Below are 26,642 nucleotides of genomic sequence, written 5' to 3' on the forward strand. Positions count from 1 at the left end.
GCTGACATGTTCTTTGCCGACCGACGCTGGGCAGACCAACAGTGGGCGAATCTCGTCAGGTCATCGCTCGATGATGCGTTTCGTCCTGACAATGGGATCATGCCGATCCCCGCAGCCGGCCAGACCGGTCTGGGAAACGTCCGCTCCGGCACAGACTGCGAGATCCAGCCAGGCAGCCAAGATTTGTGTTTCCTGGCTCCCAAACCCAATCGGGGCCGACGTCGATTGAGCCCTAGCTTGTCCTATGGTCGACACCGCGGACCAGCGAGACGTGATTGCCGACACGCAGCGGTAGTGATCACGGTTTATCCGCATGCGAAGTCAGGCGAGGCTTGCTTTGCGCTGACCCGGCGTCCGATGACGCTTTCCCACCATGCCGGACAGGTCTGCCTTCCCGGCGGGCGGGTCGAAGACGATGAAGACGCATTGCAAGCGGCCAAACGCGAGTACCAGGAAGAGCTTGGGGTTTGTCTCGATAAAGCGGTCTACCTGGGACGCCTTTCGAAGATCTATGTCTACGCAAGCGATAACCTGGTCGACACTTTTGTGCTCTTAGAAAAGGAACCGCTTCCCCGCTGGAACCCTGACCCGATCGAAGTTGACGAAATCATCGAGATTCCGTTGTCGGCTCTGGAGACGCTTGGCAGCTGCATTGCACGGCGTGAACAGTCCGCAACGATCTCGCAAGTGAATTCGACACGTCGCGGTAAGGTTGTCGATGGCGAAGGGGTATTCCAATACAGATTCACCTACCCGGCCCTGCAACTGGTTGACTGTGACGGTCACCAGCAACAGGTCTGGGGTGCCACCGCGATGATTCTGGCGGGGTGGAGCGAGATCCTTCACCGAGTTGGCAAATTGCTTGATTGAGCACTCTGAGCTGCTCGTCGGCTAACGTTCGCACTGAGGTATTGCCGACATTGCATGAGCAAAGCAAGTCAATGGCGGAATTCTGAAGCTTGGACGGCCAAAGATAGTGGGATAAACGGTCATCGAATTCACTTACCTTGGCCGACTTGCCAGCGCGTCCTACAATCGCAGTGAAAGAATGTGAATCGCTCTCGATCGAAAGCTCTTCGGAGCCTTGAGCGGGAAGCCAGATATCCAAAGACTTACTTACGAACCTATTTTCCCCAGAGGGTTAGTGACATGGCAGCCGAAGCCGTCGTCGAATTTACCGAAGAAAACTTTGAGGCCGAAGTGATGCAAGCGGATGGCCCCGTTCTCGTCGACTTCTGGGCACCTTGGTGCGGCCCTTGCCGTGCGATCGCGCCGATGATCGACCAACTTGCTACCGAAAATTCGGATAAGAAAATCGGCAAGCTGAACATCGATGAAGCTCCCGGTATCGCGCAAAAATTCGGTATCACCGGCATTCCAACCCTGTTGGTTTTCAAGAACGGCGACATCGAACACAGCTTCCGTGGCGGTAACACCACCAAGACCGCTCTACAAGAAGCTCTCGACGCCTCGGTTTAGGGCCACGCTTTTCAAGTCCGGCAACGCCTGGCTTGGAAACTGACTGATCCAAGCCAGCCGAAATAGCAATCCACGGCGACCTGCAATGCAGAGCCGTGTTCAGCGGAAAGGCGATTGAGTCGCCAGGCAGTCTTGATGTTCATTTTTCGGGCCCCCGATCACGATTTACGTCGTGAATCCGAGTATCAACGGGACGGACCACGAAAAACGCAACCACAGTCGCAATAACGCTTTACATCGCGTTTCACCTAGGGGATGACTTCCCGGGTGGCGAAAGGTTTGTAGCATTTCATTCGCTAGGCCTCATGCGTCACGATATCCTCTGTCGGTCCTAAGTGAGTCCCGCGACACTCGGTCGGATCGTCGAACCGCTCGTTAAAGGACGCTAACACAACTTTGCGACCACGGAAGTTCCGATACTGCGGTGCTATTGCCATGCGATCGCGAATCGGACGAGGCACCGCCTTTGGCAACGGCCTTCGGTCACATGCCGAACCAATGCAGCGATCCAGACGATGGCTTAGGAACACGGCTGTAGGAAACCGCCACGGCCTCGATTTAACAATCTTGTTTCTCTCTCCAAGCAGGCAACTGCGATGCTTCAGTACCTTCGTTTGCTCGAAGAAATCCTGGAATCTGGCTCTGACCGTGGTGATCGCACCGGTGTCGGTACTCGAAGCCTGTTTGGGCGTCAGCTTTCATTCAATCTGGATGACGGCTTTCCGCTTCTGACTACCAAAAAGCTTCACCTACGTTCGATCATCTACGAATTGCTATGGTTCCTTCGTGGGGACACCAACATCGCTTGGTTGAACGAAAACGGGGTTCGCATCTGGGATGAGTGGGCGGACGAGAATGGCGATTTGGGACCAGTTTATGGCCACCAGTGGCGGTCCTGGCCGACTCCCGATGGCGAGACCATCGATCAAATCGCGTGGGTCGAAAACGAGATCCGCAACAACCCGCTCAGCCGCCGGCTGATCGTATCGGCCTGGAACGTTAGCGAAGTCAATCGCATGGCTTTACCCCCATGCCACACGCTATTCCAGTTTTACGTCAGCGACGACAAGCTGTCCTGCCAGCTGTATCAACGCAGTGCGGACGTCTTTCTTGGGGTGCCATTCAATATCGCCAGCTACGCGCTGCTAACGATCATGATGGCGAAAGTCACCGGCCTACAGCCTGGAACTTTCGTGCATACGTTCGGCGATGTGCACCTTTACCAAAACCACTTTGACCAAGCTCGCGAACAGCTCACCCGAGAGCCAAAACCGCTGCCAAAGCTCGTCATTGACAACACTCCGGAATCGATCGACGGTTTCAACTTCGAAGACTTCGAGATCGTCGATTATCACCCTCACCCGCACATCAAAGCACCGGTCGCGGTCTGAGTTTCAGCATTCCGCCTGTCGCAAACACTGGCACCAACACACAGCGTTCTCGCGGCTTTTGATAATCCCGGCGAATCTCTACCAAACCAAACTCAACACCTATGAGCCACCCTCTCACCGCTGTGGTCGCGATGAGCCCGACCGGAGTCATTGGCCTTAACGGCGATATGCCCTGGCGGTTAAGCAGCGATCTAAAGCGTTTCAAGCAGCTCACGATGGGCGGCGTGTTGATCATGGGTCGCAAAACCTTCGATTCGATTGGCCGTCCGCTTCCCGGTCGCCGGACGATCGTGATTACGCGGCAATCGGATTGGTCCTGTGAAGGAGTCCAGGCTGCCGCATCGCCGGAGGAAGCGATCACGATGATCGGTGCTGATGCGGCGTTTGTCGTCGGTGGGGCGGAGATCTACCGCCAGCTGATTGATCGCTGTGACCGGATTTTTTTAACGCGCGTGCTTTGCGAGGTTGACGGGGATACGGAATTGGCGCTCGACTTGTCGGATTTTCGCGTGATTGAGCAATCAAGAATCCCGGCAGGCCCGAAAGATGAGTATCCGACCGAGTTTTTGCGGCTTCAGCGCAAGGAAACTTGATCATCACGGCGCTCCAGCCCCGCCAACTGGGATGCTTATTTCCGGCGTTTGGGTGGCCACTTGGGTCACTAGATGTGCGTTGAAATAAAAATCCATAAAAAGGCTGGAAAGTGGCCATTGAGCAAAAAGGGGGCCATTCGCTATAGTCCGGGATTCGCGGACAGCACTTTTTCGTTTTTTGCGTGTGGCGGGCCTTATTGAAAGGTTTCAGGCCGCCGAGGGACCATCCCCGCGGTGCTGCCACAGTCCAGTTTGCACGAGATATTTGCAGGAGCATTGCTATGCCCCGTTTGTTGGGCGTCGACATTCCGAACGACAAACAGATCCAGTATTCGCTGACTTACCTGTACGGCGTTGGCTTGTACACAGCTCGCGAAACATGCGAGAAGCTTGGGATCGACCCAAGTCGATCGGCAAGTGAGATCAACGAGGATGAGCTGGGTCAGATCGCTGCGCTGCTGGAACGCGACTACACGGTCGAAGGTCCTCTCCGCCGTCAAGTCACTCAGAACATCAGCCGACTTCGTGAGATCAAGTCCTATCGTGGCATGCGTCACCGTATGGGTCTTCCGGTCCGTGGTCAGCGTACAAAGACCAACTCGCGAACGCGCAAAGGTCCAAAGAAGACCGTCGCCGGAAAGAAAGGCGTCAAAGACCTTCGCTAGCGTTCTATTATTCCCGATTCAGTTACCGACTTTTGCGTTTAGGACTTTGCCGTGGCAAAGAGCAACAAGAAAAAACGAGTCCGTCGCAACGTGAGCAATGGCATTGCTCACATTCACGCGACGTTCAACAACACCACTGTCACGATCACCGACACCAAGGGCGACACCTTGTGCTGGGCGAGTGCGGGCACCAGCGGTTTCAAAGGAAGCCGTAAGAGCACCCCATTTGCTGGCCAATGTGCGGCTCAACAGGCTGCCGAAAAGGCGACCAAGTTTGGGATGCGTGACGTCGAAGTGCGAGTCAAAGGCCCTGGATCGGGTCGAGAAAGCGCAATCACCGCGCTGCAATCGGCGGGACTAAAGGTCAAGTTGATCGAAGACGTGACCCCGATCCCCCACAACGGATGCCGACCACGCAAAAAGCGTCGCGTCTAGTCCCTTCCTTCGACACTGATCTCCGATAGCCTGCTCCCAGAGCAGGTTAGGTATCGCGTCGATTTATCTCACTCGCATTCGTACTCCCCAGCGACAAGGTTACACCGCAATGCATATCCGTTGGCGTGGAATGGAGCTTCCCAGCACTCTGGAAGTTGACCGCGATTCGCTTTCGCAAACCTATGGCAAGTTCGTCGCCGAGCCTTTTGAGCGCGGTTTCGGAACTAGCGTCGGCAACTCGCTCCGCCGCGTGCTGCTGAGCAGCCTGATGGGTAGCGCTGTCACACAGATCAAAATCCGTGGTGCACAGCACGAATTCACCAACATCCCTGGCGTTCTAGAAGATGTCACCGACATCGTCCTGAACGTGAAAAGCTTGGTCGTTCGCAACCACAGCGAAGCCACTCGTGTGATCACCGTCGAAGCTGATAAGGCTGGCGAGATCCGTGGCAGCGACATCCAGACGGATCAAGATGTCGAAATCATCAACCAAGACATTGTCCTGGCGACCCTGACCGAAGACGTCCCATTCATGATGGAAATGGTCGTCGAAAATGGCCGTGGGTACGTCCCAGCAACCGAACACAGCAGCGCCGACCACGAAATCGGAATCATCCCGATCGACGCGGTCTACAGCCCTGTGACCCGTGTCCGCTACGACGTCGAAGAAACTCGCGTCGGCCAGAAAACCAACTACGACAAACTGGTACTGGAGATCTGGACCGACGGCAGCGTCAATCCCGAATTGGCTCTCGTTGAAGCGGCCAAGATCCTTCGCAAACACCTCAACCCGTTTGTGCAATATCGCGAACTCGGACCGAGCATTTTCTCGGCCGCCCGCGGTGGTGCCGGATCGCCCGAAGCTCAACTGGAAGCCAAGCTCAACATGACGCTTGCCGACCTGCGTCTTTCCGTGCGTGCGAACAACTGCCTGGAAAGCGAAAATATTCAAACTGTTCGTGACCTTGTCCAACGTAACGAAGATCAGTTGCTGGAAGTGCGAAACTTCGGCGACACCACGTTGAACGAAGTTCGCGAAAAGTTGGCCCAATACGGCTTGCACCTCGGCATGCGAGTGCCTGCCCAACCGCTGTTCTAAATCCCTCCCCGGGATCCGGCGGCGCCCAAGCCAACTGCTGTAACCACAAAGATAATCACCAACCCATACCTGAACTGTCATGCGACACCGACGACATGGCCGCACCCTGGGACGTAGCCCCAGCCACCGCAAGGCCCTGCTGAAAAACCTAGCTAGCGCCCTGTTCCTGACCGAACGCGACGCCGAGTTGGAAGAGAACGCGCCCAAGGTTGCCGGTCGTATCACGACCACGCTGCACAAGGCCAAAGAAGTTCGTCCTTTGGTCGAAAAGTGCATCACTATCGCCAAGAAGTCCATCCCTCACGCTAAAGCTGCACAGGAATTCGCCTGCGAAGCCGATCGTGGAAGCGATGAGTACAAGAAATGGCGTGAGAGCGAGCAGTGGAAGAAGTGGGCTGACGCTCGCGCACCTGTCGTTGCCGCACAACGTCGTATCGTTCAACTGATCGGCGACCGCGAAGCCGCTGCAATTCTGTTCGACACCATCGCAGAACGCTACGTCGATCGCCAAGGTGGCTACACTCGCATCGTGCGATTGGCCATGCCACGTCTGGGCGACAACGGTACACGTGCAATCCTGGAACTGGTTGGCAAGAATGATCGCGTAAATCGCACCGCAGAACGACCTGCGTTCGATAGCGATGAATCAGGTTCAGACGCCCCAGCCGAAGAAGCAGCTGCTGAATAAGCTTCGTCTTCTTCGCTGAATCAAATCAAATGACGGACAAGTCAACTTCGGTTGGCTTGTCCGTTTTTTTATGCGCGATGGTCTGGAACAAGATTTACGACGCGTCGACCGCTTCAGCGTCAACGAACCATCGCGTCGGCTTAATCCCCTGGGATGGGTATTTTGCAATATCCCGGTCACCGAACAGCACCTCTTTCAGCGCGGGCAACTTTGCCGCCCCGGTGATAATGAACCAGATGTTCTTGCCAGCGGAGATGGCCGGATAAGTCATCGTGTAGCGGTGTGCGTCAAACTTTGGAACAAAGTTCTCGACGAATGAGGCATCGAATTCATCGAGCGCTTTCGTTTCAGGAAACAGCGATGCGGTGTGCGCGTCGTCTCCCATCCCCAGCAGCACCAAATCGAAAGCGGGAATGTCCGATCCAAAGTGCGACTGCATCTCGGCTGCGTATGCTCGAGCCGCATCCGCTGGCGCATCGACGTTTACCTGAACGGGATGAACATTCGATGCTGGAACCGGAACGTGATCCAGCAGAGCCGTTTTAACCATCAAGAAGTTACTGTCCTGATGATCGTGCGGGACGTTTCGTTCGTCACCCCAAAAGAAATGAATTCGACCCCAAGGCAGGTCACGCTTTCCGAGAAGCTCGTAAACTCGCTTCGGTGTTGAGCCGCCAGACAAAGAGACAGAAAACGTTTCTTGAGATTTCAATGTCTCGACAACAAGGTCACAGAAAGCATCGGTGACAGAGGCTTGCAGTGTCGCAAGGTCGGTATACGGTTCAAAGGGATAGGTCGCCACAGCTAGAATCTCGCGTGGTTGGAATTCGGTCGTAGTCGTCACTCAAATCATTGTGGTGACGGATGCGATGCGATGATAGCCGATAAGGTCGTCTTCTAGCAAAGGTCGGCCGTCGCTTCTAACACGCCTCGCTGGACGCACCCGTCCGATACACAAACACGATCCGGTCTTCATGCCTCAGTTCATCATCCGCGCCGCCGAACGTCGCGATGTTCCTGAAATCCATTCGATGCTTGGCGAGCTCGCCGAATTTGAAAAGCTAAGCGATCAGTTCACCGGAACGACAGATCAGATGGAGCAAGAAATCTTCGACCGCCCCGGCGGTCCGGAAGCTCTCGTCGCTGCGGATGGATCCGGTGAACTCATCGCCTATGCGATCTACTTTGAAAATTTCTCCACGTTCCTTTGCAAACGTGGAATCTATCTCGAGGACATCTACGTCCGCCCGAACTTCCGAAAACAAGGCGTCGGCAAACGCATCCTTTGCGAACTGGCCAATGTCGCTCGGGAAAGAAACTGTGGCCGGATGGAGTGGTGCGTGTTGGATTGGAATCAAAACGCCATTGACGTTTACCAGGCGATCGGCGGGAACGTCCTCCCTGATTGGAGAATTGTGCGACTCGATGAAGCCGCGATCGAAAACTTGGCGGGACCCAACGTCAGATAGTTTTCAAGATTTTTGTAAGGTTCAACGCCTCGCTGCTCAATAGTCTCGTGAAGTCCAAGTTGAAGCGATGAACTGCGATGAATCGACGATCCCACAAAACAACATTCGACCGATGGCTAGACCATCATCTCGGCTTGTTGCTGAAAGTGGCCGCATCGTTCTCGAGCGACAAAATCGATCGTGACGACTTGCTTCAAGAAATGACCTTTCAGATGTGGCGATCGATTCCGAACTACGACGGTCGAGTTCGTGAATCGACTTGGATCTACCGTGTCGCGTTGTACACAGCGATTCGATGGTCCAAGGTGGAATCCAAGCGACGTCAAAGGACGACGCAACTGGAACAACCCTCGATCGTCATCGATCAAACGGATTCCGATCCGCGATTGCGTTGGCTCTACGAAAAAATTTCCGAGCTTGATCCGATCGATCGATCCCTAGCGTTGTTGATGCTTGATGGTTTCAGCTACCACGAGATGTCAGACATGCTGGGGCTTAGCGAAAGCAACGTGGGCGTCCGAATCAGCCGCTTGAAAAAACAGTTGATCCAAAAACTTGAACAGGAACAAAACGATGACTCTTGATGAAGCACAATCGCTTTGGGAAGAACAGTCAGCCACGGGTTCGCAGGTCGACAAAGAGGCTTTGTTTTCTTCAGTCGAAACCAAGTATGCGACTTTCGATCGGACAGCGAACATCACGGAGATCGTGATGATCTTAACGTTGCTGTTCGTTGCGGCGATGTTCATGCGAGATCCGATCATCCAGGGACACGACCGAATTCTGATCTTTGCCGGTATCGCGGCGATCGTCTCGGCGACCACCGTCTGGACCTGGCGTAGTGCGCGAAAAAAGCGAGAGCTACGATTTGAAGACAGCTTGTTGGGAATCATCAACAAATCAATTGATGGAATCGATGATTATGCCCACCGAATGACAAGCTTCGTCTTTTGGTTTGGCGGCCCACTTTGCATCGGATTGCTCTTGGCATTCTCGGTTGCCGATGAATCGAAACGCCCGTTGCTATACACCGTTTTCATTCCAGCCACGCTCGCATGTCTTGGCCTGAGCTATTGGCTTGTCAAACGCGAAATCCGGTTAAAATTGATGCCGGAAAGACGGCAACTTGTCGACCTACAAATTTCGCTGACGCAAGAACTTCCGATCGCTGCCCAATAGCGTCCGATCGCCAACAACACTGATCAGAATCAATCGACAATTCCGACTTGATCGGATCTTGCTCCGCCCGTTATCCACGGGCAGGGGCTATCATCAAGAACACTGTTTTGCCCACCCAGCTCTGTTCTTGTTGATGCCCGCCATGCTTGCTCTCGCAATTTTGCTTTCACTCGCCATTTCTCCACTGGCGTTCGCTCAACAATCACCGCCGCCGAATATCGTTTTGATTCTGTCGGATGATATGGGGTGGGCGGACCCTGGTTTTCAAGGCGGTGACAAAACGCTGACACCCAACATGGATGCGTTGGCTGAACAAAGCCTACGCATGACTCAGTTTTACGCTCATTCGGTTTGTGCACCAACACGAGCGGCACTGATGACGGGACGCTACGCCTTCCGAAATTGGATGGATTGGAGAAGCGAAGACTTCGGTAAACCAAGCTACCTCAAAAAACTCGGCTTGGAACTCGCACACAACGAAAAGGGTGAACCGACCCGAATGCTCCATGGGCTTCCTGGTCGCGAACACACGCTGGCAGAGGTGTTGCATGATGCAGGTTACTTCACTGCTTTGGTTGGGAAGTGGCACCTAGGTGAATGGCTCGACGAACAGCTACCTCGCGGCCAGGGCTTTGACCATCAGTACGGTCACTATGGCTGGGGCATTGACTACAACAACTACACAATACCTCACAACAGCCCGGCGACCTTCGCCGTCTATGATTGGCACCGCAATGGCCAGCCGGTTGACGAACAAGGCTACAGCACCGATCTGTTTGCCAATGAAGCCGTTCGACTTATTAGCGAACAGACCGCAGACAAACCGTTCTTTATCTACGTTCCATTCAATGCCATCCATGGTCCTCTAGAAGACATCCCGCGCTACACCGATCGGCTTGATAAACGATCGGCAGCACTAAAATGCCTCGATGATGCTGTTGGGCGTATCGTTTCATCCATTGACCAACATGGCTTTTCGGACAACACATTGGTCATCTTTGCCAATGACAATGGCGGCTTGACCGAGGAAGTCAATCGTCCGCTTCGTGGAACCAAGAACACGACTTTCGAAGGTGGTGTGCGTGTTGCGTGCCTCATGCGATGGCCTGACAAAATTAACGCGGGACAAACAAGCGATGAAATGATGCATGTCGTTGACCTCTTGCCAACACTGGCTTCGATCGCGGGCGCGACGACAGAACGATGCAGCAAGCTTGACGGTCTGGATCAATCCGCCACTTTGCTTCACGGGGGAACGGGGGTTCGGAAAGAGATTGTCTATGAGGTCACCGGCAGCGTTCGATTACCCACGATTCGAATGGGAGACTACAAACTAATGGGCGATATGCTTTTCAACCTCGCAGCAGACCCTGGTGAAAAGAATGACATCGCCAAGCAGAACCCCACCATCGTCGCAAAAATGAAAATGCGACTGGAGCAGTACAGCGAACAACGCCCACCGTTGTCAGACATCATCGGCGATCCACCTGTGTTGATGGACCCGCCACAGCCCTATGTCTACGGTCAACAGGAAAACAAGAACGTTCCGCAGTGGCTAAAATCACGCGTTGATGCGGTTCGTGCTAAACAGCCGCAATCTTGGGCACCGGGTGAAACACCTTGGCCACAAGCTCCCACCGGCGCGACTATCAAGTATTCTGGTGATGGGCGTTAGCGACTTGTTGACTTTCAGGTCTGGCCTCTCACGTAGCCGCCCTAGTTTCCAGATTGACCGTTCAGCTTGCATCATTCAAACCTCATGGTGAAACCGATCTTCACGTTTCGATTTCTGGCCGCAGCCCTGGTGTACTGTGTCTTTTATTCAACACCGTTGTTTGGTCAGTCTTACGAACTGAAACCCTCGGCCAGTCCAGCTGACAACCCATTGAAGGGTTTGGTTCCCTATGCTCGACCGATGCCCAATCGCTTTCCGCACAGTATGGAGTTTCAATACTTTGCGTTAAGCGATTTGATGTTGGACATCGACAAGTTTGACTGGATACCTCTTGAAGAGTTGCTTGACGATGTGGCATCTCGCGGAAACCAAGCCGTCGTCCGCGTCTACATGGAATACCCCGGTAAGGAAAAAGGCATTCCGAAATTCTTGGTTGACGGCGGCCTCAAAGTTCATCGCTACCTAAACACCAACACAGCACCTTTCCCACCGACCAAAGTGATCACGCCGGACTACGAGGATCCTCGGCTTCGAGAGGCGTTAAAGAACTTTATCGCCGCGTTTGGCAAACGCTATGACAACGATCCTCGACTGGCTTACATCACCGCGGGCCTACTTGGAACCTGGGGCGAATGGCACACCTATCCAAAAGACGAACTGTGGGCGAGCAATCGAACACAATCGATCGTCCTTGATGCCTACGAAGCGGCATTCAAATCCACACCAGTGCTACTGCGGTATCCCGCCGGCCCGAACCACTACGCGCAAGCCGAAAATGCAAGTCGAGCGATGGGATACCACGATGATTCCTTCGCATGGGCAACTCTTTCGACCGGACGCAAACAAGACGATTGGTTCTACATGCCCGCGTTGAAGACGGCTGGCAAACAGGCGACCGAAAAATGGACAACTCAACCGATCGGCGGTGAAATCCGACCAGAGGTCTGGGGAAAGATATTCGACGATCAATCAACCTGGCCAAAGCAGGCACAAAGCTTCCACGATTGTGTTAGCCAAACGCACGCGACTTGGCTGATGGATACCGGGATGTTTCGTGAGCAGGCAAAGCCAGATCGAATGGCAACCGCACTCGCCGAAGTCCAACGGATGGGCTACGACTTTTACGTCCAACATGTGGACATCACGACATCGAAGACCGGTTCTACTCAATTAAAGATTGACGTGATCAACCAAGGTGTCGCCCCGCTTTACGCCGACTGGGATACCGAAATCGCACTACTGAATTCGGAAAAGATAATCGCCTATCGTCAAACCGACGATCAGCTTTCGTTTCGTGGCTTATTGCCATCGGCCGAGAAGCATTCGCTGACAACGACTTTCGAAGCACCATCAGAGGGCAGCTTCACGGTTCTTTTGCGAGTCATCAATCCTCTTAAAGGCGGCAAGCCGCTTCGCTTTGCCAACGAGGATCAAGACAAGTCCATTTCAGGTTGGTTAACACTGGGGCAATTGATCGTACAACCCGAATAAGAGCCCTTCCGATTGGCGGCTGACCGCACGGAAAGGCTCTCAGTTTTGAAGCATTCGTCGTTCGTTCCGAAACTAGCGATGGTTGCGAGACGATTGAGTGCTCGCCGTTTGCTGTGGCACCCAAGGCGTTCCGGCACGGAAAACTCGCTGATGGTACATCGCCAGTGAGCGAAGCGCGTGTCCTTTCGGCCCGATGCTCCAGTCATGATCCAAGTCTTTCGCCATCGCACGTAGCAGATAGCTGACAGCGGCAACCAATCGTCGATCTTGCAATTGATCATCTGGTGTCACGGTCAACAACCATTCAACGATATGGCCGGTTGTCTGAATCTTGCGATCAACGTCGCCGTTATCGGCACGTCCCTCGAACCACGATGTGCTCATCGAACCGTCTCGGTTCTGCAGCGAGAACGCGTAGTCGATAAAATCGTTGGTATAGATTTCAGCCCGTTTCCAATGACCGTCGATTGGCTTACCTTCGGCGCGACGTTTGCGTAGAGCGTGGGCATATCCCATCAATCGGTGAGTCCCGCCACATGCGGAGCCGACGATTGGTTCTTCCAATTCTTCTGCGATCAAGCGCTCGAAATCCCATTGGGATCCATCCGCACCAACCCAAGTCGCATCGGTGTCCAGGTAGTGTGAGAAGCCGATCAGCGTGAACGTTAGTTCGTTGTCTTCTTTGCAGCCCCGCTGCTCGGATTGAATCAACGCATCGACGCTGTACTTCATTTGCCCCGCATACAATGGATACTCCACCGGGACATTGCACATTCCGAGGACCGCCAAGAACTGCGATTCATGGCCTTGAAGCCCAACACCACTTTTCGCTTTCAGTCCTTCGGCGTCGCTGGTTAGCAATCGTTGACCACGGCAAACGTTGTTGCCAGCGATCCAAGCGATCGCGCTGTATTGGCGATTGCCATTGCGGATCTGTGTGTCCGTTCCGAACACCATCAACTGGTGCATCATTCCCCAGTTGCTACGACCGTTGGCGACTTCGGGACGTTGATAGAAGTAACGCAGAACGCGCTCCATCGGTGCCCGCATGCTTGCGACGGTTCTATTGGGAGTGATCTCGGTCGCAGGACGCCCACTGTAGTCCAGCTGAGTTTCCTCATCGGCAACTGCTTTGGGGCTGACCTCTTGGACAACTTCATCTTCGACTGGAAGATCACCTACCTTGGCCGTCGCTCCGCCCAACGGTTCCATGTCATTCAGGTTGCCCTTGGGCAACGGCTTTAGATCCGCCGCATCGCCTGGCAGCTCTTGAAGCGTGTCGCGTCTTTCACGACGAGCAACCTTGGCTGATTCGCTTTCTGCTTGACTAGGCTTCGCAGAAATCCTCGCTTCGGGTTCGATCGAATCCAACAGTTTCTCTGCCATCGCCTCCTTTTTCTCGGCAATGGAGTCGCGTTTCGCAGCGGCCTCGTTCAATGACATTGATCGGCGTTGTGGTGCAAGACGCATTTCCGGTTCGGATTTTGGCAGCACGGCTTCGACCGATGGCTCCGGATCGGATAGCGGCTGTAGTGCAGCCTGGGGCTGCTCGAGCGACAGTTCGTCTTCGGCTGATGAACCCTCGGGCTCAGCTTCCATTGGAGCCGGCTGAACTGGATCAGGTCGGCTCGAATTGCGTGGAGCAAAGTCGTCTGCTTCGATTTCCGTCGGGGGAAGATCGGCGTGTGAAGGCAGATCTTCTAGTGCAGGCATCGTCGAAGCCGATGAACGATCAGCTGTCTCGAGTGTCAGCTTGGGTTCGACTGCTGGTGACTGAGCTGACTGTTTAGGTGCTGTTGCCGGTACGTCTTCGACCCGCTTAGGTTGCGATCGAACAGGCTGCGACTGTGCTTGCTGCGGGCTGACTGCTGGCTGGCTGGCCTTTGGTGCTGCGGCTGACGAGCGTGCTTTCGGTGCAGGATCACGCAGGGGCGCAACTCGATTGATCGCATCGCGGGCAACCCAATTGCTCTCGGTGATCAATGCGGGAACGTATTCCGATTTGGTATCCTGCGGAGCGACCGCGGGAACTTCCGAAGGTGGATCAACAGGGACATCGCCAACAGTTGCACCGCGTCCGCGCCAATTGCCAACCGAGGTCGACTGGCGAGCCTTTTGTAGCGCGCGAGCACCTGGAGTCTGAATCTCCTTCGCAGCTTCAGGTTCAGCTTTTGTCTCGCTGGAAGGCTTCGTTAGTGAAGGAAGCTTTGCATGTGAGCGCAACGCATCCAGCGGACTCGAAACAGGCTGAGCATTTACCTTACTGGGTTGCTGAACGGTCTTCAGCTGCTGCACCGTCTTGCTCTGAACAGGCTTCATCTGAACAGGCGGCTTGGCAGCTTCGTCGGTATTGGACTTTAGTGCGACCGCGGGACTTGAATCTGATTTCTCGCTTTGGCTTGGTTTTCCAAGTTCCGACTTTGCTTCCGGTTTTGCACCATTCCGACCAGTCCATCCTTGATCAGCCGGAGCCGATTTGGTGATCTGATTCGCGGGTGCCAACAACTGCAATCCGTCGTCTGCGACGGCGATGTTGGCCCCCATCGAAATGGCAACAGATGACGCAATTGCCGTCGTCGCATATCGCCACAGGTGGGCTCGGAGGCGAAGACGGCGGGTTGTTTTGATGCTTCGGGTCGGGCGGGTCAGCACGAATAGGCTCCATCGAACGAATGCGCAAAGGTAGTCTCTGCTATCGGATCGAAGGCCTCGTAAATCCACCTTTAAACGGCTTGTGCTGATGCAAAGAAAGGCCCCGCAACCTTGGTAAACTTTGCGGGCAAGCGAAGATTGAATGCCAATAAATCGCTGAAAATGGCTCAAGCAAATTTGGAGATCGCCATCGCCATTTTGCGGTGACAGCCCCCACTGCAGATGCATCTGTCGGACCGATTTCCCACATCTGAATCGATCGTGGGAACTTTCTTTCAAGTCTTGAACAGACGCCAATGACATCGCCCAAGAAGACGACTTCGCATCCGCGAACGGGATGCCACCAATGCTGATGAAACAGTGTCCACGTCTTCGCCGATGCTACTCGCTGCCCCGTGCGGCCAGACGCAACGAACCCGCGACAGGGTTCATCACCACGACCGGTTTCAGATCAAACAAATGCAAAGCGGCAAGCAGCTGTTCGCGCAGCCGACGTTGATGGACAAGTATTCCGCCCGTCATCGCCAAAGTTGATCCACGTTGTAATTTCAATCGGTTTGCCAATGAACTGACATGGACGACCAGTTCGGACACCGCATGATCGAGGATTTTCGTTGCCGATGAGTCCCCCAGTTCCGCCGCTCGAAACACAATTTTGCTAAGCCCGGCGATATCCCGACGAGTCATCGCGGGATCGTAGATTCGATCGATAATCTGCGATGGAATCGATAGATTCAGCTCGTGACAAAATGCGTCCAACATGGACGTCGGTGGGATTCGCCGATCGATGGCTCGTGCCACCGCGTCGAGCCCCGCCAGGGCGATGGCGTAACCGCTTCCTGGGTCCCCGATGATGGGTCCCCACCCGCCGACACGCCCGGATTCACCGTGACGATTCCGCCCCCACGCGAAGGAGCCAGTGCCAGCAATTAACGCAATCCCTGTGATCGACTCCGAAGCCGCAGCCAGCACAGGCAAAGCGTCGTCGACGACTCGAATTCGTGTGTTGGGAAATCGTTTTTGCAACATCCCTTTGAGGGTTTCTTGTTCCTCATGCCGACCAGCCCCTGCAGCAGCAACACAGATACGGGCAAGTCTTTGGTTCGTCCCTTCCGAATCGTTCGCAACGTCATTGAGTGCCTGGTGGATCACTTCTCCTATCGTATCGGCAGCTGGTTGGAAGCCGACGACGCGAGGGTTCGCGCTTCCACCAATGGCTTCTGAAATGGCGCGTATATCCAAGCCGTCGATAGTCTCGTGATCTCCGACCCAGGCGGCTGTTTTCGTACCGCCCGCGTCGACACCAACAAATAGTGGAGAATCATGCTCGCTAGTCATGACGGAGCTCTTTGTCCAAGTTCGATAGCAGTCCGCAAGTGCCCCTTCGCTTGTCTCAGTAGCCGCTGTGCCTGTTCCATAGATACACCGCATTGATGGCAGACGACAGCTGTTTTCAAATCGCCGTCGCACTGTTCAAGGATGTGTTGAGCTTGCCCGATTGAGATGCCAGTGATTCGCGACATCAAGCGTCTCGTCCGCGCGACAAGCTTTGTGTTGCTGGCGCGTAGATCAACCATCAAGTTGCCGTAGGTCTTGCCTAGCTGAACCATCACGCCGGTCGTTAGCATGTTCAAAATCATCTTTGTCGCCGTACCGGCCTTCATTCGTGTCGAACCGCTAATCAGTTCGGGACCGACGATTGGAGTGATCATCAATGCGGCGATATTCGACAGTGGCGATCCTTCATTGCATGCCAACCCGATTGAGAACGCGTCGATGGAATTGGCATAGGTCAACCCTCCGATCACATAGGGCGTTCGCCCGCTGGTTGCGATCCCGACAACGACATCGAGGCTACAAAGCTTGACGCCGCGCAAATCATCCTCACCTCGCTGCGGAATGTCTTCGACGCCTTCGGCGGGACATCGCAGTGCCGAATCCCCGCCCGCTATTAATCCAACAACCAACTCAGGCGGCGTATTGAAAGTCGGCGGGCACTCCGATGCGTCGAGCACACCCAACCGCCCAGAGGTTCCCGCACCGATGTAGACCAATCGCCCACCACGTCGTATTCGATCGGCGATAACATCGATGGCCTCGGAGATTGCCTGCTCTTGTTTGGCAACCGCTTCGGCAATCAATGCGTCTTCGCGATTGATCAATCGAACGATCTCCAGTGATGACAGCGTATCGATCTGATCAGAAAGCGGATTGACGCTTTCGGTCGTGAGTCGTTCCAGTTGTTGATCGATCGAAAGTCCACTCATGGAGATCATCGCGAATATGAAATCAAGATGCCGCTGCTGTTATGATAACGTGCCAACGTTCCACCGTTTCAGTCGGTGGAATCGGTCACCGCGTCGACTTTCATTTTATCACTTGGTCCTATTAGCGAGCGCCTCCTCGAAGCCTCGTTGCCCATTTTTCGCCATCAAGTTTGCCTCCAAACGACCTGTTGATTTTCAGATTTGATCGCTCACGAAATCGCCTCCTACTCCACAATACCAGCGGGAATGAACGCGACCTTCACGGAGTTTAGGGCGACGATCGAAAACCGATAGGCTGCTAAGCCCCACCATGGAAACAGCGTTCGCATGATTCAAGAAATCGGTTCGACAACCCGCAGGTCCATCGTGAAGTGGCTGTGCGTCTTGGCTTGCCTTACGGGACTCCCCGGATTCAGTGCCGCGCAGACGCCCGTAGCTCCGATCGTCCATTCCGGGATTGATGTTCTAAAACAAACTGACTTCAAACAACTCGACGGACAGCGAGTGGGTCTGATCTCGAATCATACGGGCGTCGACTGGCAAGGAAATGAAACGGCAGTCCTGCTCCACCAGGCTCCCAATGTTGACCTCGTGACTTTGTTCAGTCCCGAGCACGGCTACCACGGCCAATTGGATCAGTCGCAAATCGCGAACGACGAAGACAAAAGCACCGGGCTGAAAATCATCAGCCTCTATGGAGCGACCAGACGTCCGACTCCGGAAATGCTCGCTGAGATCGACACAATTGTCTTTGACATTCAAGACATCGGCACTCGCTTCTACACCTACATCTCGACAATGGGCGAAGCGATGCTGGCTGCTAACGAACTGGGAAAAAGGTTTGTCGTTCTTGACCGCCCCAACCCGATTGGCGGATTGAAAGTTGCCGGACCGATGCTTGATCCAGGCACCGAATCGTTCGTCGGTTTCCATCCGCTTCCGATCCGACATGGAATGACAATTGGCGAGCTTGCCAAAATGTTCCATACCGAACTCGGTTTGACAAACCAGCTCGAAGTCATTCCCTGTCGCGGTTGGGATCGATCGATGCCCTATGATGAAACCGGACAAGTTTGGATCAATCCGTCGCCGAACATGCGCTCGCTAACCCAAGCGTTTCTTTATCCGGGTGTTGGCATGCTGGAAACATCGAACCTGTCGGTAGGGCGTGGCACAGACACTCCGTTTGAAGTGATCGGTGCACCGTGGATCGATCCGGTTCACTGGGCCGCAGAACTAAGAAAAGAGCCTCCGCTTGGAGTCCGCTTTGTTCCCATTCGCTTTGTACCCAACAGCAGCAAGTACCAAGGAGAGACTTGCGGTGGTGTCAATATTGTCATCGTGGATCGCAGTGCGTTCGAACCGATCGAACTTGGTGTGGTATTGGCCGTGACTTTACAAAAGCTCTACTCCGATGAATGGAAAGCAAAATCTGCGAATCGATTGCTTGGTAGTAAAGAAACGATGCAAGCGATCCTCGATTTCCAACCCACCGAAATGGTCATGAAATCAACAACCAACGGATTGGAACTATTTCTCAAACGTCGTGCAAAATTTCTTCTCTATTGATCTGACTTCGAAATCTGTTCACACAGTTTGATCGCCCCTGGAACAGTTGAACGAGGCTTGCAAATCAGTTGCGTGACAGAAAGCCACGCATTTCCTGATAAAAACCATCCAACAGGCAGCCGCTATACGAACACTGTCCTGGTCACTATTCGTTTGTGCGTTCTATAATCGCCCCAGTCTTTCATTCGAATATTGCGGGAATTGCAAATGGGTACACACGTCACTGAAGAATCATGGTTTGGGCGGATCGGAGGTGCGATCAAAGGGATCTTCTTTGGAGGATTGCTGACGGTTGTTTCAGTACCACTGTTGTTCTGGAATGAAGGACGTGCGGTTCACACCGCAAAAGGTCTGAAAGAAGGGGCCAGCGTCGTCGTTGACATCCAACCAGAAAATGTCGATTCGGCAAACGAAGGAAAATTCGTTCATACCACAGGCGAGACCACGACCAGCGATGTTTTGAAGGACGACGAATTCAACGTGTCGTTCAACGGGATTCGCCTGACTCGGAACGTCGAGATGTACCAATGGAAGGAAAATCGCGAGACGAGCCGCGAGAAAAAGCTTGGGGGCGGCACTCGAAAGATCACCGAATACACCTACGAAAAAGGTTGGTATCCCGGACTGATCGATTCAAAAAACTTTGACGAGCCACAACACAAAAACCCAACCCAATCACCGTTTTCAACTCGTGAGCAACAAGCTGACAACGTGCAACTGGGGAAATTTCGTCTGCCAGATTCGCTGATCGACAAAATCAGCGACGAGGAGTACATCGAACTGAAGGAATCGAATATTCCAGTAGGTTATGAAGGCAGAGCCACCATCGTTCGCGAGGGAAACGATGAGGTCAGTCAAATGTATCTTTCTCAAACTGCGGTTACGTCAAAAGAGAAGTCACAACCAGCTAACGAAGCTTCGGACAGCAAAACCTCAGAGGAAGCGGTTTCAGCTGAGGATCAGGAAGTCCTCGATTTGATCGCTCCACACGTTGAAGAAAAAAGTGCGGCTGCCAGCGAAGGAAACTCTTCAAACCAAGCCGAAAACACTGCCGATTTGTCTGACCTAGAAAGTCCAGCGGCCGCCCCACAGATCGGCGACGTGCGAGTCTGGTTCACCGCGACCCCGGTATCGACGGTCAGCTTGCTAAGCCAACAAAAAGCAGACTCGTTCACACCGTTTCAGACTTCCTATGGGACCGAAATCCACACACTGCAAATGGGTGCCGCCAGCGCTGCGGAAATGATCGCTCACGAAGAATCTGTCAACCGAGCGTTGACTTGGGCACTTCGAATTGGCGGTACGTTTATCATGTTCCTGGGTCTCGTCATGATCCTTCGCCCACTTGTTGTCGTCGCTGACGTACTGCCATTCCTGGGCTCACTGGTCGGTTTTGGAACAGCCCTCGTTGCCGGATTGTTGACGATTGCCGGATCCATGACCGTGATCGGATTCGCATGGGTTTTCTACCGTCCGGTGCTCGGTGTTTCGCTTTTGATTGTCGCCGCTGTTGCAATCTACCTGGTTGTCAGTCGCGCCAAGAAAGGCCGAACCGGTGGACCTGAAACATTGACCGCGTCCGATTTGGCGTAAACTAAAGACGTCACTTCCGTGACAAACAACGTCGGCCCTTCGTACCCTCTGGAAAACGACTTTTCAAATCGTCGTGCCATCGGTGCGAAGGTTCGGTTCCGGCATGTCCCCCACGGTCGCAATCTGAAAAGTCCAGAGCATGCAATTACGAAAACGATCCCTACTAGCAGTGCTTGCATTCGCCTCACTCTCGGCAACTGCTCAAGCACAATCGGCTGATGCAAATTCAAGCAAGGAGCAAATCGCGATGACGGATTCAGTTCTTCTGCAGCCCTGGACGGGCCCGTATGGGGGTGTACCTCCGTGGGACCGCGTCCGTCCCGAAGAATTCACGGCGGCATTTGATGCGGCGATCAAAGCCGCTCAAAATGACATCGAAACGATTGCTAACCAAGCGGCGGCCCCAACGTTTGAAAATACCGTCGTGGCGATGGAAAACGCTGGCAAAGCTCTCGACCGACTGGACGCGATCTTTGGCGTCTACTCATCGAATCTGAACGTCGGCCCAATCCCGGACATCGAACGCGTCGTCGCTCCCAAGCTGGCCGCCCACTCGGACAGCATCTATCAAAACGAGAAACTCTTTAAACGCCTCGAAACGATCTACCAAAACGAGCTCGATTCACTCAACCATGCTCAGAAGCGGTTAATTGACGACCTTTACAAAACGTTTGTCCGGCGCGGCGCGAAGCTGGATTCGAGCGACAAAGCCAAGCTGTCGCAGATGAACGCCCAACTGGCGCGTCTCTTTACGGACTTCAGCCAGAATGTGCTGGATGACGAAAAGGAATACGTTACCTGGATCGAAGACGAATCGCGTCTTGACGGTCTGCCAAGCAGCAGCATCGCGGCAATGAAACGCGCTGCCGAAGAACGTGGTGAACCGACAAAGTGGGCGGTTACCAACACGCGTTCCTCAATGGACCCGTTCTTGACCTATGCCAAGGATCGGGCGCTGCGTGAAAAGGTTTGGCGAACCTATTACAACCGCTGCGATAACGGCGATGACAATGACAACAACGAACTGATCACCGAAATCCTTTCGCTTCGCTTGCAACGTGCCAACCTACTCGGTTACCCAACACACGCCCATTGGCGACTCGAAGGCACCATGGCCAAAACGCCAGAAGCGACCGAAGCTCTGATGGACCAAGTCTGGAAGAAAGCGGTTCAACGGGTGCATGAAGAAGTCGCCGATATGCAAAAGATCGCCGACAAAGAAACAGGTGACCGAGGCGCGAAGATCACGATCGAACCGTGGGACTATCGCTTCTATTCCGAAAAAGTCCGGAAAGCGAAATACGACCTGGACCTAAGCGAAGTCAAACCCTACCTGCAATTGGACAAGCTTCGTGAAGGAATGTTCTGGGTCGCTGGTGAGTTGTTTGGGTTTCAGTTCAAGCAAGTCAACGACGTCCCTGTTTTCCATCCTGACGTGAAGGTCTGGGAAGTCACCAATGAAGCCGGTAAGCACGTCGGCCTCTGGTACTTCGATCCTTTCGCACGCGAAGGCAAACGGAGTGGTGCATGGATGACCGCCTATCGAGTTCAGCAGAACATCGATAAGCCGATCACACCAATCGTCTCCAACAACAGTAACTTTATCAAAGGCGGTGAAGGCGAAGCGGTTTTGATTTCCTGGGACGACGCTGTCACGCTTTTCCATGAATTCGGACACGCGCTACACGGCCTCAGCTCGAACGTGCAGTACCCGTCGCAAGCGGGTACCTCAGTCGCTCGTGACTACGTGGAATTTCCATCGCAGATCCTTGAACATTGGTTGGAAACTCCAGAGATCCTGCAACGCTTCTGCCTGCACTACGAAACCGGCGAGCCTTTGCCGCAGTCGCTGATCGACAAAATCGACAAAGCGTCCACGTTCAATCAAGGCTTCGCGACTGTCGAATACTTGGCCAGCGCGATCGTGGATATGAAATTGCATACCACCGATCAGAAACAAATCGATCCGGACAAGTTCGAACAAGAAACGCTAGCCGCGATCGGCATGCCGAGTGAATTGCCAATGCGTCACCGCACACCGCACTTCATGCATATCTTTAGCAGCGACAGCTACTCAGCTGGCTACTACAGCTATCTGTGGGCAGACGCATTGACGGCAGATGCGGGAGAAATGTTCGAAGAGGCGGGCTCTTATTACGATCCGGAAGTCGCAACACGTCTGCGAGACTACGTGTTCTCAGTCGGTGATACGATCGATGCTGCCGAAGGATTTCGCAAATTCCGTGGCCGTGATGTTGACACATCAGCCTTAATGCGAAAACGCGGCTTCAGCAACTGATCGCTCTGCCGCTGTTCACTCTCCCGCATCCAGTTGATGATGCAGGGCCACGCCTGATTGCAGGCCCTGATTGGGTATCAGATTTGCCGTTGCAAGTTTCACCTTGCAACGGCGCACGACACCATTGATCAGCGCAGACTTCGCAAATATGCGACCAAGTCGCGAACTTCGTCGGCAGACAATACCGCTGTCATGTCCGGCATCAGCGACACCTTCTTTTCAGCAACTTGCTCGATCTCTTCCTGAGGCAGCTTTAGTTCTTTCCCGTTTGCGTCGAGCAGCACCAGGAAGTCGTCGTCTTCACTCTTCAGCACGCCTTGGACGACATTCCCATCAGCAAGTAGCACCGTTTGCACGTTGTACTTCGCCTCAATGTCGGCACTGGGATAAACCACCGCACGTAGCAGGTAGTCAGCATCACGCTTTTTGGCGATCTTGCTTAGCTCCGGACCGATATTGCTGCCACTCTTGCCGATGCGGTGGCAACGACTGCACTGAGCACGTAGATCCGTTCGAAAGATTCGCTCGCCGGTCGCAACATCACCACCATCGCGAGCAAGTGCAAATTGCCGGTGCTTGGTCGTTTGTAGTGAAGCAAGCGATTCAATCTTGTTGACTTGATCCAACAGACTGGCGAGATGCGCCGACATCGAACTGCGTCGCATCAATGCGTTGTAAACATCCAAGGACAACCCGGTTTCCAATTCACCATCACGCAAACGATTTCCTAGTTTGGATAAAACTTGGTCAGCGTCATCGGTCCCCAGCGACGCAATCTCCTCGATGGCAATCTGCTGAACCGACCGCTTGCCATCTTGCAGTCGTTCCTGCAGAAGGGGCAGAGCTTTTTGTGGGGCGGCCTTTGCATATAAACGTAGAGCCAATCCGGCGATCGACGCTTCCCGATCGACAGACAATGCGGCCAACAGACGCGTTTTCTCGTCCGAATCCAAACGCACAGAATCAGCGTTTCCGATCATCTGGACAGCTTCCAACCGAAGGCCGGTTGGACTGGCGGAATCGTTGGCCAACGCTTCCATTGCACCGGCGGATAGCGTGACGTTCATTTCGCCCGCTGCCTTTGCCGCTGCGACGCGAACCGTTGCTGGTGCATCTTGAATCAGTTTCACCAGCACGTCGCCAAGCTCGGTCCGCTCGATCGGTTCTCGTTCGGCAACCTGGCGATGCCGACCATCGACTCGATCCAAAACCGGAGGCGACATCCAGGCTGCGATGGCGTCGCAAGCTTCGGCACGCATGGATTCAGGCTGATCTTCGTTTGCAGCAAACTTTAGCAGTCGAGACGCATGGACCGTGGATCCCAATCGCAAATTCGCGTTGATCGCACGCCGGATCAATGCCTCGGAATGCATACTCGGGTGATCCAAAACCGCCGCCAGATCAACCAGCGCATCACCAATCGAAAAGTCATCGTGAATAGCTCGAGCAGCTTCTGTCGCCACCAATTCCCTCGGGTCATCTAGATAGGCTTTGACCAACGGCGATTGCTGCCGTCGAAGCGCAACGACCGCACATAACCTTGCTAACTCCGAGCGTCCTTTCGGCTTCGAGACTAGTTCATCGGAAGTTGCACAAGTGGTCAGCGCAGTCGCAATTGCATGCCGCAGATAGTGCTGATCCATCGTCGTTTGATCGGCCTGATCCAACAACGGCTCCAATGCATCTTTCGTCGGACAACGCCCCAAGGCCAGCGCCGCACTGATGCGGACATGCAAGTCAGGGTCGGATAATAGCGAAACAAAATCTTGCGGCGAACGATGGTTTGATTCCCCAAGGACTTTGGTTGCCACTAGGCGAATCTTGTCACTCGGATCCTTTAGCAATGATCGCAAGGCGTCGAAGGATAGGTTTGCGGACGCAGACTTGTGCGGTCGCAGCAGTTGCCCAACGCCCCAGATCGCATGAACGCGGGCGAGCAGGTTTGCAGATTGATGTTCGGCAATTTTTAGCAAAGGCTGCGCGTCACCTCGGTTGACGAGTGCGAATTGGGCTCGCAGTCGGACGCGTTGATCGACATGGGAAAGAAGCGACACAAGCTGATCGGATGAAACGGTTTCTAGGTCTTGATTCAACCATTTCATGACCGACGCACGATCTGACTTTTCCTGTTCGGTCAAGCTTTCAGGTGCGACATCGATACGTTGGACGCTGCCGGTTTGTGTCAGCGGATAACCGCCGCCCCAATCGGCACCGTATAGACCTCCGTCGGGCCCAAACGCGATTCCGACAATCGCAACGCCTTCACCGATTTTGTGATCGTCGACCATTCGGAACGAATCACCATCGGGTTCCGTGCGGAACGCATATTGGCCCCCGTTGGGTGCACCGGTCATAAAGAAATAGTCTTTATAGGCATGCGAAAGAGCAGCCCCCGGATTGAATTTGAAACCGGCGGGGCCATCAATGAAGTAGCTAATCGGAGGCACGATATAGGCTGGGTGTTCCGGCCCGGCAGTCTCCCACAGTTTTTCATCCGTCCATGGGTTGTACGCGCCCGATCGATACTGGTAGTTGCATCGCCAACCGGCATCCATCTGATCGACAATCCAGACAAAGCGTTCGCGTTCACCTGGCTGATCGGAATCATTGTCGACACCAAAGATGTTGCCAAACGAATCGAAAGCGAACTCTTGAACGTTTCGAAGTCCGTGGGCGAAAACTTCGAAGTCTGATCCGTCAAGGTTGCACCGCAGCACACCACCTTGGTTTGGGTAGAGGAACTTCTCTCCGTCTGCCGTCGTAACGGAGATGCCTTTGTCACCAATCGACCAATACAGTTTCCCATCCGGTCCGATCATCAAACCATGCATATCATGGCCAGCATATGCAATATGGAGCCCGAATCCTGTCGCGACGATGGAGCGTTGATCGGCAACATGATCCCCCGTTGTATCTTCTAAACGCCAAACGTCCGGTGCGATGGTTGCATAGACCTTGCCGTCATGGTGCAGCACGCCGGCCGCAATGCCAGTGACTTCGGTCTGAAAGCCTTCGGCGAAAACATTGGTTCGATCCGCTTTGCCATCACCATCGGTGTCCGCCAAACGATGGATTTTCTCGCTGATCACTGTCAGGTCGCGCCAGTCGTGTTGCCCATCTTGATTAACATCTTCCACATGACGAGCCGCTTCGGCTTGATCACCGCCAATCGCAAGCTGCGTGCGATAGAACGCCAACTTCTGTGCAACGGACGAGAAGCCAACATCGTAGGGGATCCAATCGCTATTGGCCCGAATGTCGAGATCCTGAATCTTCCGCCGCTGCGTTTGCGTGACGTAAACCGTACCGTCGTTGGCGACACTCAGAGCGACGGGATCGGGAACGTTGACCTTTCCACTCCACGTCTGATATTTCAACTCCGGGTGCGTCGGTTTGACAGTTTCCTGTCCCGCTGAATCAGCCGCCCCGATCCACAGAGCTGTGATCACACCGGCGCAGCCGACACCGAATCGCAATCCTCGAAAGCGGCGAGTGCCGAGCTTCCAAATCGATTGACAGAGCTGCCCTCGTCGCGATTCGGCCGTGGTGGTAGGAGATGACGACAGGTGGATTGATCGATCGGGCGACGAATCAGGCGGGATATGCATCAAACTAGTGAACAGGCAAATGGTTAAGTGGGCGTTCAAAGCGACACCGCATTGTAATCATCAGTGGGCTAGCAAGTGACGAACGGTGCGTAGCGGCGAGATGTCCGCAAATGTTATTTTTCCGAACCTCGGTCGCCTTGGCTCGAACTTATAACTTCAGAGACTTTCTTTTCGGATCGCAACATCCGATGACGAGCTTGATTCATCATTGATGCTGGTTATCGCGATAGCTGGTCGCTATTTGACCATTCCTTTCTTGGCTTAGTAACGCCAAATGGATTGTCTTCAAGGCTTCGCGATTGAAGAATACGACCAACGCGTATTCACTTCACTGACTGTGTTTTAAGTGTTGCAAGTTTGCTCAAAGTCACCTTGCAATCCGGTGATGCTTGGGCACCTCGCTACAGACAGAGGTCCACTGTCGAGTCATCCAATTGCATTTTTCAGGGTAGCGCATGGCCTACAAACTTACTCGGTAGGCTTTACACTT

Annotated in this window: 21 protein-coding genes; 16 read left to right on the forward strand and 5 right to left on the reverse strand. The window is 53.9% G+C overall.

Annotation, left to right across the window (positions count from 1 at the left end; translation table 11 throughout):
• Nucleotides 1-6 precede the first annotated feature (6 nt).
• The 8 genes from LOC67_RS25325 (at nt 7) to LOC67_RS25360 (ending at nt 6,350) form a co-directional block, all read left to right on the forward strand.
• Nucleotides 7-870, forward strand: a complete 864-nt coding sequence (locus LOC67_RS25325) for an NUDIX hydrolase (protein WP_230265641.1) — start codon at nt 7-9, stop codon at nt 868-870.
• 279 nt (nt 871-1,149) lie between these two features.
• Nucleotides 1,150-1,479, forward strand: coding sequence for a thioredoxin (trxA, locus tag LOC67_RS25330; RefSeq protein ID WP_230265642.1), 330 nt, complete (start codon nt 1,150-1,152; stop codon nt 1,477-1,479).
• Nucleotides 1,480-2,075: 596 nt separating this feature from the next.
• A complete protein-coding gene (locus tag LOC67_RS25335; RefSeq protein WP_230265643.1) occupies nt 2,076-2,870 on the forward strand; it encodes a thymidylate synthase in 795 nt (264 codons plus the stop codon).
• 101 nt (nt 2,871-2,971) lie between these two features.
• Nucleotides 2,972-3,463 (forward strand): dihydrofolate reductase, encoded by a 492-nt coding sequence (locus LOC67_RS25340; RefSeq protein ID WP_230265644.1) that lies wholly within the window; start codon nt 2,972-2,974, stop codon nt 3,461-3,463.
• Between the two features lie 281 nt (nt 3,464-3,744).
• Complete coding sequence (rpsM, locus tag LOC67_RS25345) at nt 3,745-4,128, forward strand: 30S ribosomal protein S13 (protein ID WP_230265645.1); 384 nt, start codon at nt 3,745-3,747, stop codon at nt 4,126-4,128.
• A gap of 51 nt (nt 4,129-4,179) precedes the next feature.
• A complete protein-coding gene (gene rpsK / locus LOC67_RS25350; RefSeq protein ID WP_149498459.1) occupies nt 4,180-4,563 on the forward strand; it encodes a 30S ribosomal protein S11 in 384 nt (127 codons plus the stop codon).
• Nucleotides 4,564-4,672: 109 nt separating this feature from the next.
• Nucleotides 4,673-5,662: a DNA-directed RNA polymerase subunit alpha gene (locus LOC67_RS25355; protein WP_230265646.1), complete on the forward strand. Its 990-nt coding sequence runs from the start codon at nt 4,673-4,675 to the stop codon at nt 5,660-5,662.
• A gap of 79 nt (nt 5,663-5,741) precedes the next feature.
• Nucleotides 5,742-6,350, forward strand: a complete 609-nt coding sequence (locus LOC67_RS25360; RefSeq protein WP_230265647.1) for a bL17 family ribosomal protein — start codon at nt 5,742-5,744, stop codon at nt 6,348-6,350.
• Nucleotides 6,351-6,444: 94 nt separating this feature from the next.
• On the opposite strand, the gene pgl is transcribed toward LOC67_RS25360, so the two are convergent.
• Complete coding sequence (pgl, locus tag LOC67_RS25365) at nt 6,445-7,194, reverse strand: 6-phosphogluconolactonase (RefSeq protein ID WP_230265648.1); 750 nt, start codon at nt 7,192-7,194, stop codon at nt 6,445-6,447.
• 130 nt (nt 7,195-7,324) lie between these two features.
• Between pgl and LOC67_RS25370 the strand changes: the two genes are divergently transcribed.
• The 5 genes from LOC67_RS25370 (at nt 7,325) to LOC67_RS25390 (ending at nt 12,164) form a co-directional block, all read left to right on the forward strand.
• Nucleotides 7,325-7,819, forward strand: a complete 495-nt coding sequence (locus LOC67_RS25370) for a GNAT family N-acetyltransferase (RefSeq protein WP_230265649.1) — start codon at nt 7,325-7,327, stop codon at nt 7,817-7,819.
• Nucleotides 7,820-7,896: 77 nt separating this feature from the next.
• Nucleotides 7,897-8,403, forward strand: a complete 507-nt coding sequence (locus tag LOC67_RS25375) for an RNA polymerase sigma factor (RefSeq protein ID WP_230265650.1) — start codon at nt 7,897-7,899, stop codon at nt 8,401-8,403.
• Entirely contained in the window at nt 8,393-8,998 is a 606-nt protein-coding gene (locus LOC67_RS25380; protein ID WP_230265651.1) for a hypothetical protein, read from the forward strand. Before LOC67_RS25375 ends, LOC67_RS25380 begins: the two co-directional genes overlap by 11 nt.
• A gap of 142 nt (nt 8,999-9,140) precedes the next feature.
• On the forward strand, nt 9,141-10,673 hold the full coding sequence (locus LOC67_RS25385) for an arylsulfatase B (protein WP_230265652.1): 1,533 nt from the start codon (nt 9,141-9,143) through the stop codon (nt 10,671-10,673).
• Nucleotides 10,674-10,757: 84 nt separating this feature from the next.
• Nucleotides 10,758-12,164 (forward strand): DUF4832 domain-containing protein, encoded by a 1,407-nt coding sequence (locus LOC67_RS25390; protein WP_230265653.1) that lies wholly within the window; start codon nt 10,758-10,760, stop codon nt 12,162-12,164.
• A 72-nt stretch (nt 12,165-12,236) separates the two neighbouring features.
• Here LOC67_RS25390 and LOC67_RS25395 read toward each other — a convergent pair whose 3' ends face one another.
• The 3 genes from LOC67_RS25395 to murQ all read right to left on the reverse strand — a co-directional run bounded on the left by LOC67_RS25395 (nt 12,237) and on the right by murQ (nt 17,083).
• Nucleotides 12,237-14,816 carry a hypothetical protein gene (locus LOC67_RS25395; RefSeq protein ID WP_230265654.1) on the reverse strand — a complete coding sequence of 860 codons (2,580 nt, stop codon included), beginning with the start codon at nt 14,814-14,816 and terminating at the stop codon, nt 12,237-12,239.
• 381 nt (nt 14,817-15,197) lie between these two features.
• Nucleotides 15,198-16,154, reverse strand: a complete 957-nt coding sequence (locus LOC67_RS25400; protein ID WP_230265655.1) for an N-acetylglucosamine kinase — start codon at nt 16,152-16,154, stop codon at nt 15,198-15,200.
• Nucleotides 16,151-17,083 carry an N-acetylmuramic acid 6-phosphate etherase gene (gene murQ, locus LOC67_RS25405; protein ID WP_230265656.1) on the reverse strand — a complete coding sequence of 311 codons (933 nt, stop codon included), beginning with the start codon at nt 17,081-17,083 and terminating at the stop codon, nt 16,151-16,153. Before murQ ends, LOC67_RS25400 begins: the two co-directional genes overlap by 4 nt.
• Nucleotides 17,084-17,410: 327 nt before the next feature.
• On the opposite strand from murQ, the gene LOC67_RS25410 reads away from it, so the two are divergent.
• The 3 genes from LOC67_RS25410 (at nt 17,411) to LOC67_RS25420 (ending at nt 22,544) form a co-directional block, all read left to right on the forward strand.
• Nucleotides 17,411-18,652, forward strand: coding sequence for an exo-beta-N-acetylmuramidase NamZ domain-containing protein (locus LOC67_RS25410; protein WP_230265657.1), 1,242 nt, complete (start codon nt 17,411-17,413; stop codon nt 18,650-18,652).
• Nucleotides 18,653-18,859: 207 nt separating this feature from the next.
• A complete protein-coding gene (locus tag LOC67_RS25415) occupies nt 18,860-20,245 on the forward strand; it encodes a TMEM43 family protein (RefSeq protein ID WP_230265658.1) in 1,386 nt (461 codons plus the stop codon).
• A gap of 247 nt (nt 20,246-20,492) precedes the next feature.
• Nucleotides 20,493-22,544, forward strand: coding sequence for a M3 family metallopeptidase (locus tag LOC67_RS25420; protein WP_230265659.1), 2,052 nt, complete (start codon nt 20,493-20,495; stop codon nt 22,542-22,544).
• A 128-nt stretch (nt 22,545-22,672) separates the two neighbouring features.
• On the opposite strand, the gene LOC67_RS25425 is transcribed toward LOC67_RS25420, so the two are convergent.
• Nucleotides 22,673-26,152, reverse strand: a complete 3,480-nt coding sequence (locus LOC67_RS25425) for a HEAT repeat domain-containing protein (RefSeq protein WP_230265660.1) — start codon at nt 26,150-26,152, stop codon at nt 22,673-22,675.
• Nucleotides 26,153-26,642: the final 490 nt, after the last annotated feature.

The organism is Stieleria sp. JC731, from assembly GCF_020966635.1.
Taxonomy (GTDB): domain Bacteria; phylum Planctomycetota; class Planctomycetia; order Pirellulales; family Pirellulaceae; genus Stieleria.

Coding starts and splice junctions, on each gene's coding strand:
- rpsM (WP_230265645.1), top strand. CDS start 3,745: ATGCCCCGTTTGTTGGGCGTCGACATTCCGAACGACAAACAGATCCAG.
- LOC67_RS25420 (WP_230265659.1), top strand. CDS start 20,493: ATGACGGATTCAGTTCTTCTGCAGCCCTGGACGGGCCCGTATGGGGGT.
- LOC67_RS25375 (WP_230265650.1), top strand. CDS start 7,897: ATGAATCGACGATCCCACAAAACAACATTCGACCGATGGCTAGACCAT.
- LOC67_RS25390 (WP_230265653.1), top strand. CDS start 10,758: ATGGTGAAACCGATCTTCACGTTTCGATTTCTGGCCGCAGCCCTGGTG.
- LOC67_RS25370 (WP_230265649.1), top strand. CDS start 7,325: ATGCCTCAGTTCATCATCCGCGCCGCCGAACGTCGCGATGTTCCTGAA.
- LOC67_RS25325 (WP_230265641.1), top strand. CDS start 7: ATGTTCTTTGCCGACCGACGCTGGGCAGACCAACAGTGGGCGAATCTC.
- LOC67_RS25415 (WP_230265658.1), top strand. CDS start 18,860: ATGGGTACACACGTCACTGAAGAATCATGGTTTGGGCGGATCGGAGGT.
- trxA (WP_230265642.1), top strand. CDS start 1,150: ATGGCAGCCGAAGCCGTCGTCGAATTTACCGAAGAAAACTTTGAGGCC.
- LOC67_RS25400 (WP_230265655.1), bottom strand. CDS start 16,154: ATGACTAGCGAGCATGATTCTCCACTATTTGTTGGTGTCGACGCGGGC.
- murQ (WP_230265656.1), bottom strand. CDS start 17,083: ATGAGTGGACTTTCGATCGATCAACAACTGGAACGACTCACGACCGAA.
- LOC67_RS25355 (WP_230265646.1), top strand. CDS start 4,673: ATGCATATCCGTTGGCGTGGAATGGAGCTTCCCAGCACTCTGGAAGTT.
- LOC67_RS25340 (WP_230265644.1), top strand. CDS start 2,972: ATGAGCCACCCTCTCACCGCTGTGGTCGCGATGAGCCCGACCGGAGTC.
- LOC67_RS25335 (WP_230265643.1), top strand. CDS start 2,076: ATGCTTCAGTACCTTCGTTTGCTCGAAGAAATCCTGGAATCTGGCTCT.
- LOC67_RS25410 (WP_230265657.1), top strand. CDS start 17,411: ATGATTCAAGAAATCGGTTCGACAACCCGCAGGTCCATCGTGAAGTGG.
- LOC67_RS25425 (WP_230265660.1), bottom strand. CDS start 26,152: ATGCATATCCCGCCTGATTCGTCGCCCGATCGATCAATCCACCTGTCG.
- LOC67_RS25380 (WP_230265651.1), top strand. CDS start 8,393: ATGACTCTTGATGAAGCACAATCGCTTTGGGAAGAACAGTCAGCCACG.
- LOC67_RS25360 (WP_230265647.1), top strand. CDS start 5,742: ATGCGACACCGACGACATGGCCGCACCCTGGGACGTAGCCCCAGCCAC.
- LOC67_RS25385 (WP_230265652.1), top strand. CDS start 9,141: ATGCTTGCTCTCGCAATTTTGCTTTCACTCGCCATTTCTCCACTGGCG.